The sequence below is a fragment of the Pedobacter sp. genome, from assembly GCF_037719805.1.
Taxonomy (GTDB): domain Bacteria; phylum Bacteroidota; class Bacteroidia; order Sphingobacteriales; family Sphingobacteriaceae; genus Pedobacter.
Genome location: NZ_JBBJLZ010000002.1, coordinates 926,823 through 939,086 on the forward strand (window position 1 = coordinate 926,823; position 12,264 = coordinate 939,086).

General features: G+C 40.9%; 11 protein-coding genes. 4 read left to right on the forward strand and 7 right to left on the reverse strand.

Annotated elements, in window-relative coordinates; translation table 11 throughout:
• Positions 1 to 111: 111 nt before the first annotated feature.
• Complete coding sequence (locus WKF66_RS09055) at positions 112 to 1,227, reverse strand: acyltransferase family protein (protein ID WP_489674107.1); 1,116 nt, start codon at positions 1,225 to 1,227, stop codon at positions 112 to 114.
• Between the two features lie 210 nt (positions 1,228 to 1,437).
• Between WKF66_RS09055 and WKF66_RS09060 the strand changes: the two genes are divergently transcribed.
• Both WKF66_RS09060 and WKF66_RS09065 read left to right on the forward strand, forming a co-directional pair.
• Positions 1,438 to 1,800: a hypothetical protein gene (locus WKF66_RS09060; protein WP_489674108.1), complete on the forward strand. Its 363-nt coding sequence runs from the start codon at positions 1,438 to 1,440 to the stop codon at positions 1,798 to 1,800.
• Between the two features lie 158 nt (positions 1,801 to 1,958).
• On the forward strand, positions 1,959 to 2,876 hold the full coding sequence (locus WKF66_RS09065) for a DUF4625 domain-containing protein (protein ID WP_489674109.1): 918 nt from the start codon (positions 1,959 to 1,961) through the stop codon (positions 2,874 to 2,876).
• Positions 2,877 to 3,016: 140 nt separating this feature from the next.
• Here WKF66_RS09065 and WKF66_RS09070 read toward each other — a convergent pair whose 3' ends face one another.
• The 6 genes from WKF66_RS09070 to WKF66_RS09095 all read right to left on the reverse strand — a co-directional run bounded on the left by WKF66_RS09070 (position 3,017) and on the right by WKF66_RS09095 (position 9,237).
• Complete coding sequence (locus WKF66_RS09070; protein ID WP_489674110.1) at positions 3,017 to 4,108, reverse strand: hypothetical protein; 1,092 nt, start codon at positions 4,106 to 4,108, stop codon at positions 3,017 to 3,019.
• Positions 4,109 to 4,735, reverse strand: a complete 627-nt coding sequence (locus WKF66_RS09075) for an ATP-binding cassette domain-containing protein (RefSeq protein ID WP_489674111.1) — start codon at positions 4,733 to 4,735, stop codon at positions 4,109 to 4,111. It lies immediately after the preceding gene.
• Between the two features lie 8 nt (positions 4,736 to 4,743).
• Positions 4,744 to 5,532 carry a carbon-nitrogen hydrolase family protein gene (locus WKF66_RS09080; protein WP_489674112.1) on the reverse strand — a complete coding sequence of 263 codons (789 nt, stop codon included), beginning with the start codon at positions 5,530 to 5,532 and terminating at the stop codon, positions 4,744 to 4,746.
• A 124-nt stretch (positions 5,533 to 5,656) separates the two neighbouring features.
• Positions 5,657 to 5,902, reverse strand: a complete 246-nt coding sequence (locus WKF66_RS09085; RefSeq protein WP_489674113.1) for a DUF6364 family protein — start codon at positions 5,900 to 5,902, stop codon at positions 5,657 to 5,659.
• 227 nt (positions 5,903 to 6,129) lie between these two features.
• Positions 6,130 to 6,426, reverse strand: a complete 297-nt coding sequence (locus tag WKF66_RS09090; protein ID WP_489674114.1) for a hypothetical protein — start codon at positions 6,424 to 6,426, stop codon at positions 6,130 to 6,132.
• A 117-nt stretch (positions 6,427 to 6,543) separates the two neighbouring features.
• Complete coding sequence (locus WKF66_RS09095; RefSeq protein WP_489674115.1) at positions 6,544 to 9,237, reverse strand: glycoside hydrolase family 2 protein; 2,694 nt, start codon at positions 9,235 to 9,237, stop codon at positions 6,544 to 6,546.
• 133 nt (positions 9,238 to 9,370) lie between these two features.
• On the opposite strand from WKF66_RS09095, the gene WKF66_RS09100 reads away from it, so the two are divergent.
• A complete protein-coding gene (locus WKF66_RS09100; protein WP_489674116.1) occupies positions 9,371 to 9,865 on the forward strand; it encodes a TspO/MBR family protein in 495 nt (164 codons plus the stop codon).
• A 65-nt stretch (positions 9,866 to 9,930) separates the two neighbouring features.
• A complete protein-coding gene (locus WKF66_RS09105) occupies positions 9,931 to 12,264 on the forward strand; it encodes a patatin-like phospholipase family protein (RefSeq protein ID WP_489674117.1) in 2,334 nt (777 codons plus the stop codon).

Sequence of the window (12,264 nt, forward strand, 5' to 3'; positions counted from 1 at the left end):
AATAGTACTCAAGGAACAATTTTGAAGGCTTCATAGCGACCATCAAGCCCATTCGGACACTATTTTCCATTACAATAATAACCCGTGGATCAGTCCCGGAGCTGTCGAAACCTAGGCCAGCTTTTTTCGTAACCATTTGCGGACCGGCTCATCATACCATTTTAATGCAACATAAGCCAGAACGATTGAACCTATAAAAATGGTGACTGCATAAGGCAATGCATCGGTAATCGTCATTCCTTTGTTGTTACTGATCCAGGCCACATAAAAGTAAACCAGCGGATAATGTACCATGTATAGCGGATACGAGATATCACCTAAGAATTTGCAAAGCCTGTTTTCCCGTTTGGTTTGCATCACGCCACTGGCGCCAAGGTAAACAATAAGCGGGAATACGATAATGATGCAGACAGCGTCATAGATACCGTTCAACCAAAGAAGGTCTCCACCACCAATCCGTGGCATATAAAGCACTATAGCCACTAAGAGACTGCACCATAAAAAAGCATTCTTGATTTGAGTAGGCTTTGCTAGACGTGAAAGTAACAGACCAGCAAAGAAAGGGTACATGGTACGTGTAAACCCAATGCGTACCTGTTCCACATTCAGCGTCCAGCCACCACTTACGTCTCCATTGGAAATTGCCAGATGTGCAAGTGCGATAGCAGCAATACCGACTAAAATACTTAATGCCATAGTAGAAAATTTCCTGATCCAAACGGCATAAAGAATGTTTGCAATGTACTCAAAGAACAATGACCATCCCACGCTGTTCAGGGGATGCATCTCTTGCCAGCCACGTATATCCAACGATAATGGTACTGGAAGAATGGTATAACCGATCAGCATCACCAGTATCATCTTCCAGATGGGAACAGTATGAATGAGTGGCCATAACGTAGAATCAGTATAATAAAATCCAATGGCTCCAAGGGTCATACCTAACACGACCATTGGCTGGAGACGTTCAATGCGGCGTTTGAAAAAATTGCCAACAGTGGTTTTAGTCCAGCGATCGTCGTAAGCATAGCCGATCACGAAGCCTGATAGTAGAAAAAAGAAGTCGACAGCCAGGTAGCCGTGATTTACGAATTTATCCAGGTTACTTGTTGAAAAAGGTTCGGCCAGATGAAATGTGACAACTATAAGTGCTGCGACACCACGGAGGCCGTCTAGTATGGGATAGTGTGGCTTTGTGGCCATTTCATTAGTCAGTTCAGTTCTCATGTAAAGGCCTGTAGGGACTGCAAGTTGTGAAAAATTAGCTAACGATGATGTAACAGTTAGAACAGGTTCGATTATTGGCCAGCAAAACGAAGTTTTTTTTACTACCCTTGATATTAGGGCGATTGACAAGTTAGATAGATTCGTCTTTTGATTTAAATAGTTTAAGGCCATATTGCAGAAACAGATTGTTTTATGCAACTTTGATGCATTGTGAGGCAAAACAAACAAGAAAGATTAAATTGCATTTGGAAGGCAGTATCTATGATACTGGTCATGCTGTTGGGTTTTGTTTTTGCTGTTCCGGTATTTCATGCGCACTACAATGAAGGTTTAGTTGAGCATACTGAAAAGGAAATTGAATCTGAAATTAAGAAGTGTCCAATCTGCACAATTTTAACACATTATCAACACGAAAAATACCTGATATCGGGACGTCAGCTTTTAACGGCTCCAGTACGAACTTTTACAGTAAAGCTGCCAGAAGTTATTCTTGGCATTTATATTTTTACGCTGCAAGGCCTTACCAACAAAGGCCCTCCTTTATTTCAAAAACTTGCTATTGGGCTGGTTTAATCTTATGGAATAAACTCTACTGATACTTGCGTGCAATTCATGCTACAACAAATATTTATAGCGGCTGTCTTACATGGCCTTTCAGGCTTTGTCATTTGGCAATGACCAGATACAGCCTATTACATTGATTACAAAAACGTATACCATTAAAATCTAGAATGAAAATTATAAAATATACTACAGCTTTCCTTTTGGCAATTAGCCTGTTTTCAGCTTGTAAAAAAGACGAAAGTCCTATACCAGAGGCAACCAAACCCACTGTTGAACTAATAGAAATTGGTTACAATAACAACAAAATGGGTGTTCAAGGTAAAGATTTTCATCTAAATGCGGATATTATTGCGGGTGATAAAATTGAAAGCGTACAGGTGAAGATTTTGCAAAAAAATACCGAGACTTACGCTCAACCATGGACATTTGAACTTACCTGGAGCCAATACAAAGGCGCAAAAAATACAAATGTCCACAAGCATTTTGATATCCCTAAAGACGCACCGGAAGGGAAGTATGACTTTATATTTCTTGTAATCGACCAAAACGGATCCACACTGGAAATAAAAGAAGATTTCCGGATTTATCATCCCGATAAGCTTCCAGTAGACCCTGCCATTAAGGTTACTGTTACCCGAAATATGAACTTAATGTTTAAAGGAGAGAAACTTAAAGAGGGCGGCCTAATTAATAAAGGTGATTCCCTATTTGTAAATGCCGAAATTACTAACATAAAAGATGATGGCGTAGCATATGTCTTACTGATTAAACAAAATGCGAATTACCGTCCTGAAACTGCAGCAAAGTTAGATTTTTCTAAAGCCATAGTAATTTTCAATAGAGAACACAGCTTTCTTAAAGTCTCGGGCTTTTCCACTTATATTTGGAATAAAGACCCTAACATTAGTAGTTATCCTGTAAACATAAAAATTGGAGCTGCAAATGACAATAATTCCCCTGTCGCTAATGCCATAAACGGAGGTAAAAGTTGGGAATCGGGCAATTACAACATTGTAATTGTTTACACTAACACGACACACAATATGAGTGCCTTTAAGTCTTTTCCAATTACGATTAACTATTAATAGTACTGTTATAAATGGACTTCAAAGCCATCCACAGATGAGCTGTTAAACTAATTTTAAAGGATGTTGCAGTACGACCTTACAAGTACATTGCAATAACATATTACTTAATTAATGGGGGAAATTTCTAAAATCCCCCATTAATTTGTGCTCAGGTCAACTTTATCATAATTGATCAAATAGTACAGCGTGCAACTTCCCAGTAATACCAAACTGAATGACAGATAATAATGCCCAAGAATTGACCACATTGAGATAAAGAAGAAAAAAAGCAACCACCGGAGATAGATATCCATGTCTAGTTTTACAACGTACAATACGACTAACAGAAATAGCAATCCAGCCAGACCAAACAAAAATCCATTTGCAATTGAATATAAGTCGTACTCCGATGCGATCATCAAAAACATCCATTCAGGCAGTAGAATAATAGCGGAAGTCAATAACCAGCAGCCTAACCGTTTGTAAATCGAAATCGGCAGGCTTTTACTAAAGCTTAAGCACTTGATTTCAAACTTCAACAGGGTAAAGACCAATGTTGAATGGCATAAAACTGATGCCAGTAAGGCGACTAACAACACCCGGATATCTGTCCCTACGTCTGCAAACATCCAGAGTATGCTTTTGAAGAAAACGAGCGACACGATTTTGCACATCAACAGCATTAGCGGTTGTTCATTTAACAAATAGAATAATGGCCAGCTAAAGAATGGCCTTTTCAGCTTTGTAAACAAAGTGATTTGCTGCCTTTCTCGCTTTAGAAAACCGAATGTTACGGATCGATAAGATAGGTAGGATAAGCAAAAGGTCAGAGCGGAAAAAACAATTATAATGTAAATAAGGCTCGTAAAATGGTGGCTATAAACACTGATGCCAACCAAAGCCAGAACGTAGATAAGGATCGGCAAAAGTAATACGCCATATAATGCCAGCCATAACTTGATCTGCCGATGTCTGCTCATAGTGCCTACTTCTTTTATAAAATTATAGGTCGTACCGTTCAATCTTTGTTTGATGAAAAAATGAACTTTAATGCCATATAAGATCCAGGCAGTAAATACAACCAAAAGTCCCATCGGAGACGAAACCGCAGCTAATAACAAAGCTTTATGGTAACCAATTAATTGTGAGGGTTCCACTACTCCGAACAAAACATAAAATCCTATGATGAAATAGCCAGCATGCTGCTGATAGAACTCTTTCGCTAAACTGTTGATCAATAGCTTCAACATCTAGAGTTGAATGATTTGCTTATCGACAATGTGATAAACTTGATCGACCTTAAGTTGGTCTCTGCTAACTTCCTGGTGGGAGGATATCAAAAAGCTCTTCCCTTTTGAGGCTTTCTCAGTGATTAGTTTATTAAGCTTAGTTGCAGATTGACTATCAATGGTGATCAGCGGTTCATCCAGAATGTAGAGCTCAGCGTTGCCGACAAAAGCACAGATCAATGACAGTTTTTTCAACATGCCGCTGGAATAACTTCCTACAACTTGATCAAGAAACGGTGTCATATCGAAATAATTTGCAAGCTCATCTGCCTGTTCTTGATCAGCCCTGCGGGTTTCTGTATAAAATTCAATCAGTTCTTTTCCTTTTATAAATAGCGGGTATTGTGGCTCAGCTTCTGCAAAACTGATTTTAGATCGGAATGCTTTTGGTTCTTTTCTTAAGCTAGTGCCATTCAATTCCACCGTACCTTTGAACGGTATTTGTCCTGAGATGATTTTGAATAAGGTTGACTTTCCGGTACCATTACCACCTTTTAGCCAGTGTATTCCTTCGTCAAGATTCCAGTTACTAAAGTTCAGCACTTCATAGCTACCGTATCGTTTATTGATGTCTTTAAGGCTTAGCAAAATAGAATTTAATGATACAATGAGTTATTAAACCTTTTCGCTAACAGACCCGTCGCTTTGCTAAGATCAATATCACCAACGAGTACACCGGTTCTCCCATAAACTTCATGCAGGATGCAATTGCCAATGGGGTCAATAATTGAAGTTGCTGATTCAGAATAGAGAGATGAGTAGTTAACGCTGGCAAAGAAGATGGTATTTTCCAAGGCCCTCATCATCATTGCTTTTTCATAGTAAGGATTGCTTTTATCACCCCATTCCTTAAGTAGTGTGCCCGCTGTGTTACTGCCGCTAAAATGGGGATGAAAGACAATTTTGGCTCCTTGTTGCGCTGCCCATCTTACAGATTCAGGGTAACGAAATCCCTCATGACAAATAGTTATACCAAACTTTACATCGTTTACTTCGAACACAGATCTGTTTGTACCCGGAACCCAAATGTCATCCTCGGAAGGGTCTAACTGGTTCTTTGTTTGATAGCCTAATATTTCTCCCTTTCCGGAAACAACATATGCCAGATTGACCAATTGTTGATTGATATACCAATCCATTGGGACAATGATTGCAATAGAGAACATAGCCGCAATTTCGCAGACTTTATCTAAAGCACTTTGCAAACTTACAGTGGTTCGGTCTTCTTGCGAATAACCCATTCCTGGATAGCCCGGTAAATAAGATTCTGGAAAACAGATAATTTCAGCCAGCTTTTCAGAAGCTTCCTTTGTCAGTTCTTCAAGCATAGTTAATCCATCTTTAATACTTTTTGGAAAAGAAGGAGATGCCAGCGCTATTTTCATTGATTAAAGATATCGAATATTTTCACCTAACCTTTAATAGAAATCAGCTCAATAAAATCTAATAATTTATAAAGCAACTCTCTTAAATCCAAACTTAGAATTTTCGTATTTAGAAATACATCCTTCATAAATGTTTACTTTCGAAATAAGCGTCAAGTTCTTTTTTCTTGTCGAAGTTTACAGGTAGCCTAACCGACCGGGCTAACTTATTCAATTCAGGGGAAATCTGTTTTATTTCAGGGTGTTCTTCAGTGAGTGTTTCCAGATACTTTTCTACTATTTCGGATAAACTCCTGCCTGTTAGCTTGGCGTAAGACTTCGCTTTTTTAATAACAACCTCCTCTACGGTTAATGTCAACTTCCTTGTCATGATAGGTACACGTTAAATAAAGATACATGTTTGTTAACAGTATCCAAAAGGGATATGTATTGCGCTGCAAGATCCAGACTTCAGTAAACATTTGGAGAATCTAGTACAGGCCGATGAGACGGCAGGAACATACTTTTAAAGTTAATGAAGCTTCTGGCTTACCTTCGCCTTAAGCGCAAAAAAGCGGGTTGCCACTGGCAACCCGCTTTAATCAAGTCTTTCGATCTTTAAATGTTTTTAGGATTATAGGCGCCATTCTCACGGTCATTCTTATAATTAAGCGCATCCGAGTCTTCAACTTCCTTCCCTTCTTTCTTCCCTTCGCGCATCTCGCTGATGCTTAAACCCGCATCAATATCGTTCTCGCGCTTGTCCTCACGGCCTGTCAATTCACCACTATCTCCTTCTTTTGATTCATCACTCTCTTCCTCATGAGGCGAAAATCCAGGATCTACATCTGCGTTTTCGAACTTAATATCATCATTAAGCAGCTCTTTCGAGTTATTTTCTTCGCTATTTTCCATAAGAGTTATTTTGATATACTGTGAAAACAAATGACAATGCTTAAGGTTTGGTTTATGTCAGCAAGATATCACCTTATACTGATAAAGTATTATTCCATGGTTGTGACCAATATCTTTCTAACGACCAAATGTCGTAGGGCTTAAATTGAAGCCATCAACAACTAGCTTTAGTCTGCTGCCTTTAAGGTCGTCTTCATCATACTTTACCCTTACCGTTTTTGACTCACCAGGCAATAAGTTGAAAAAGTTATCTGAATAGAATGCAGGACTGATACTCTTACCTTCCGCGTTTTGCAACTTCAATTGAGTGAAAAACGCAATTATGGAAGATTTGTTGGACAACTTAACTTCTACCAAACCATCTCCTACAAAAGACGTTGCAAGGTTCAACCGCGTCTTTCCTAAATCTTTAAGACTTTGAAATCCTGAAATAGCTGGTCCGGTTAAAGTCCATGCGCCAGCATACTTATCCCTAGATCGCCAGTAAAAAGAATCAGAAATGATCTTCCCCCTGCGGTCTTTCAAGATAAGCTTTATAAAGTGCACCTGAGAAATACTTTCTGGAAACTCCAGACTTAACGCATCCTTAACTAAGCCGTCAGACGGGATGTCAATGTTTTTAGACCTGGTGCTGATCCGTTTTGAATGAATGTCATAGACTTCCGCTGTCAGCTTATATCCTTTAAAAGCCTTGCGGTAGTCATTGTAAACAGAAACCGTGTTTTTTAAGTAATCGAACTGTGCGTGTAGAGGTTCAAGACCGTCCTGAGAGTAGTAAAGCGCTGCAGTCGGCTCCAGGCTCCAATCATACATCCTACCGCCTGTTTGTCTTGTCGGACTATTATGGTACCAAAACAGAAACCCTGATGCCCACCTGTCGCCAAAAGCGAACTTGTTATAGTTCCAAACTTCCCAAATGGCCCGGTAGTTTAAAGCACCAACAAACTGGGCCTTCTTTGCGAACTCCTCAATTGAACTGGACGCTCCGAACTGATTTACCGCGTCGGTGTATTTGGTTGTGATTTGATGAAAACCATTGCCATCCATGTAATCCCAGACTTTCTTATTGATAGGCCAAAGGTCCTTCGCCGGCATCATTTCTCTCAATGATTCTACTGTTGGAAGGCAGGGAGTTCCATACTCCGGATTGAAACCATCTACTCTGCTCCCTCTCTTGGATGCTGTATTTTCAAAGTACTGCATCGGGTTTTCGTACTTATAGGGGCTTCCATCATGAATGCCACAGCATTCTGATTGCATTTGGTATCCCCTCGAAGGATCTAATGATCTGATCAGGTTCGCAGCACCTTTAACTTCTGTTGACTCATTTGAAGAAACGTGGTAAGCCAGTGAAGCATGGTTTCTAATTCTTTTCACCGTACTTTCTATGTTTTCGAGGTACAAGGGAACGTCCGACGGAAATTGTGTATCACCAGTGAGCCAGTATTCGTTCCATACGAGAAAGCCGAGTTCATCACATTGATCAAAGAAATAATCTGACTCTGCAATTCCACCGCCCCAAAGTCTTAACAAATTTAAACCGGATTGCTTCGTGTATTTTAGTTCAGCATGTGTTCTTTTAACAGAATTCCTAAGCATCGCTTCAGGCACCCAATTTGTTCCTCTGATAAATACAGGGTAACCATTTACGAGAAATCTGCGCGACTTATCTGGTGTGTTTTGATCGGAAGTGATCTCCCTCACACCATATTTCACATTCTTGACATGACTGACCTGACTACCCTGCACAAAGCTAAGTTCCAGGTTATATAGCGACTGGTTTCCTTTGTTGATGGGCCACCAAAGCTTTGGTTTCTTCAGTTGCAAAGCTGTGTATTCTTCAGGACTGAAAACGATTGTTCGACGCTCATTTGGCTGTAAACGCAATTCCTGTTGAAACGTGCCTTTTGTTTGTTTAATAACACCCTTTAAAATACCAACCTGGACTATGTTTGTAGCATTTAAAACCTCTACGGAGACCGTCTGCTTAGCCGAAGTCGTATCTGGCAATGGCAGTTTGGTTTGTACAAATGGGTTTTCAAGAACTACATCTCCGGTGGTATAAACTTCTACATCTCTCCATATCCCTGTGTTCCGATCACGGACGCCATCAGGCAACGTAAAGTCCCAACCTACGCTCATAAGCATGGTAACGTTTCTTCCTATCTCACCATTACCACCATTGCTATTTTCTCCAACAGCACCATTAGACTTTTGATTCTTGGGTCCGCTACTGCCCGGCACATCCACTGGAGATACTTTAATGGCCAGCGAGTTTGACTTGCCGCTTACGAGCGCAGTGATATCAAAAGACCTGGTATTGAACATGCCGTTCAGGTTACCGAGCTTTTTTCCATTAAACCATACTTCGCTTTTATAGTTGATGCCGTGCAGTTTCAGCCAGATTCGCTTTCCGCTGAAATTTGCAGGTATTTCAAAATTGGTACGGTACCAGTAGTGGTAAAATTGCTTTCCTACATCTGCGATATCCGGGATAATCTTGTTGGACCGCCTGTTTAGGTCGCCATAATAGAAATCAGGATAGGTCTTGTCATGCACGAGACTGCTGAGTACTGTTCCGGGAACAACGCCCTGCGACCAGGATTCTGCCTTATAACTATTCGACGAAATAATTTCGCCGGAAGACCCCGCTTTCTCTACTTTCTGTATCTGCCAATTGTACTTACCTCCGTGGGAAGCTGCAGAGGTAAGGAAAAATGACTCGGTAGAAGAAGCTTTTGATAGGTTTTGTTGCTGTGAAAAGCAAGGGAATGTGATGGCTAAAAACAGTACTACAACGATGTATCTCATGTTATTTTTTTTAAACAGCCCCAATGGGTTTCCTCGTCCGTTCCGATTCTATAAATCTATAAATAATATTGGTTTACTATATTGCGGAACTTTACCTTAACGCAGGAGTTATAGGGTAAACAGATCGTAATTTATGGCTACAACACAGCAATCAGCGAAATTCAGCTTTCCAGCGCTCTTGATCAATATACTTATCCCAATGAGTGTTGGTGCACTAGGAGGTTTTCTTACTCAGGAATCAGTTAACACCTGGTACCTTACCATTAACAAACCTTCTTTTACACCGCCAAACTGGGCTTTCCCTACAGTATGGACGACGCTTTTTCTGATCATTGGGATTGCTTCGTATTTGGTTTGGCAAAAGAGAAAGCATATAGAACACCTGCCACGTGTTGTTGCGATTTATGCGATTCAATTGTTGCTCAATCTACTGTGGTCCTTCTTTTTCTTCTACTCCCATCAAATTGACGGGGCGTTTTACGAGATTTTGGCGTTATTGGTGATGATCGTTATAAATGGCCTTGTGTTTTATAAGATCGACAAAACCGCCGGCCTGCTCTTCATTCCCTATTTTATTTGGGTAAGCTACGCTGCCGTTTTAACTTTCACCATTATGAGATTGAACTAACAATAGTAAGAAGAGTTTGGCCCGGCGCTTTTTTTGTATACGATAAAAAAGCCTAGATTAGTGATGTGAGATCCCTAAGATACTTTCTTTACCTGCTACTCTCCTTAAGCATGACTCAGACTTATGCGCAGAAAGTCGGTTTAGTATTAAGTGGAGGAGGGGCAAAAGGCATTGCGCATATCGGAATTCTAAAAGCTCTAGAAGAAAACAATATACCCATAGACTATATTACAGGAACCTCCATGGGCGGGATCGTTGGAGCTATGTACTCCGCCGGGTATTCTCCTGCACAAATCGAACAGATTGCCTTAAGTAGAGATTTTCAGGATTGGGTTGGAGGAAGATATACGAGCGACTATTCGTTCTTTTTTCAGAAGAAAAGCATTAACCCCTCCATACTTACCGCAAAATTATCGGTAGACAGTAACCTGCGACTTAACGTCCGTTCCAACCTGGTCAACGATATTCCATTAAATTTTGCGCTTCTAGAGCTGTTTTCACAGGCATCCGCAATCTCAAAGGATAATTTCGATAATCTCTTTGTTCCTTTTAGATGTATGGTTTCCGACGTCCTCTCCCAGACCAGCATCACCGTAAGCAAAGGAAGTCTGGCGGAAGCTGTTCGCGCAACCATGACTGTTCCATTGATCTATAGACCCATAAAGCTGGAGGAAAAGTATGTCTTTGATGGCGGCTTGTACAATAACTTCCCTGCGGATGTGATGAAGACCAACTTCAATCCTGACGTAATGATCGGTGCAAATGTATCCGCGAAGATCTTCAATGAATACCCCAAGGCAAACGACGACAGGCTAATGAGCCGATTGATGGTCTTCATGTTTCTCTCCAAATCGGACTCCACCTTGATTGGCAAGAACGGCGTCTATATTCAACCAGATCTTAGTGGATACTCTGTGTCGAACTTTAACCCGGTAGCAGCGCTAATCAAACAGGGCTATGACGCTACGATGGCTGAGATGCCACAACTTAAGGAACGGATTGCAAGGCGCGTTTCAAATGAGACACTCATTGAAAGGAGGAATGGCTTTAACAACAAAAAGCCTAACCTCTTGTTTACCGGCGTAACGGTAACTGGAGTAAATGCGCAGCAGAAGAAGTATGTGGAGCGCTTATTTAAACGCGACCAGCGAACCTTCGACCTGGCCGATATCAAGCAAGGGTATTATAAGCTGGTTGCAGACGAAACGTTTGAAACTGTATACCCGAAGATCAGTTATAACCCGGTGTCTGACAGTTACAACTTTGAGATCGTCGCGAAACCCCAAAAGAGCTTTACGGTTGATTTTGGAGGGAATATTTCTACCAGACCGATCAGCAATGTGTTTTTGGGACTACAATATAATTACCTTAATAAGAAGTCCTATACTTTTGGAACAAATGTGTTTTCCGGAAGATTCTACGAGTCGGTACAACTGAGCGGAAGGGTAGATTATCCCTCCCGACTGCCCTTATTTTTGGCCGCAGACCTGACTTATAACCACTTTGATTACTACAATACAAGTTCTATTTTCATAGAAAACCCGAATCCGACCTACATGGAGCAGGCTGATAGAAGAATTGGCCTTAGGCTGGGCATGCCCTTGAATAGAAATACGCGAATCAGTATAGGTACGTCCTTTATTAACAACAGCGACAAATACAGTCCGATTAATTCGTATGCTGTTGGCGATCAACTGGATAAGACGGTTTTAAACGCCTCCCGGTCCACCCTATCTTTTGAGCAATATAACTTTAATAGAAAACAATATGCCAGCAGGGGAAGAAACTTCCTGATGAGCTTTAACTTCTACGCGGGCAGAGAGAGTTTTCAATCGGGCGGCATTGGCTCCACGGAAAGTTCTGTGGTAGCAGTACCGGTGAACAAACTCGTAGTGGATAGCAAGTACAGACAATGGTTTAATGTCAAAGTAAGTGATGAAAACTACTTTATTCATAAGCGGAAGTACTCACTGGGGTATCTTGCTGAAGCAGTTTTCTCCAATCAACCGCTATTCTCAAATTACTACTCTACCTTATTGGCAGCGCCTGCTTTTTATCCCTTGCAGGACAGTCGCTCGTTGTTTCTGCAAAACTTCAGGGCCACAAGTTACCTGGCTGGGGGCTTAAAAAATGTTTACAGCATACGGCGCCATCTGGATATCAGGGCGGAAGGCTATGCGTTTTTACCTTATGAGAAGTTTGAGAAAGTAGGTTTTCAGGGAGTCGCTCATGCTTCTCCGCTAACGCAATGGCAATATGCGGCTACAGTTGGACTTGTTTATCACACTCCTGTTGGGCCGATTAGCTTTAGTTATAATATCTACGACGACCCGATAAAAAGAAACGGCGTTTTACTACATTTGGGATACCTGATCTACAACAAACGATCAATAGAATAA

Bases quoted from the DNA above. Each gene is read 5' to 3' on its own strand.
- WKF66_RS09070 (WP_489674110.1), bottom strand. From the start codon at position 4,108: ATGTTGAAGCTATTGATCAACAGTTTAGCGAAAGAGTTCTATCAGCAG.
- WKF66_RS09090 (WP_489674114.1), bottom strand. From the start codon at position 6,426: ATGGAAAATAGCGAAGAAAATAACTCGAAAGAGCTGCTTAATGATGAT.
- WKF66_RS09055 (WP_489674107.1), bottom strand. From the start codon at position 1,227: ATGAGAACTGAACTGACTAATGAAATGGCCACAAAGCCACACTATCCC.
- WKF66_RS09085 (WP_489674113.1), bottom strand. From the start codon at position 5,902: ATGACAAGGAAGTTGACATTAACCGTAGAGGAGGTTGTTATTAAAAAA.
- WKF66_RS09080 (WP_489674112.1), bottom strand. From the start codon at position 5,532: ATGAAAATAGCGCTGGCATCTCCTTCTTTTCCAAAAAGTATTAAAGAT.
- WKF66_RS09065 (WP_489674109.1), top strand. From the start codon at position 1,959: ATGAAAATTATAAAATATACTACAGCTTTCCTTTTGGCAATTAGCCTG.
- WKF66_RS09100 (WP_489674116.1), top strand. From the start codon at position 9,371: ATGGCTACAACACAGCAATCAGCGAAATTCAGCTTTCCAGCGCTCTTG.
- WKF66_RS09095 (WP_489674115.1), bottom strand. From the start codon at position 9,237: ATGAGATACATCGTTGTAGTACTGTTTTTAGCCATCACATTCCCTTGC.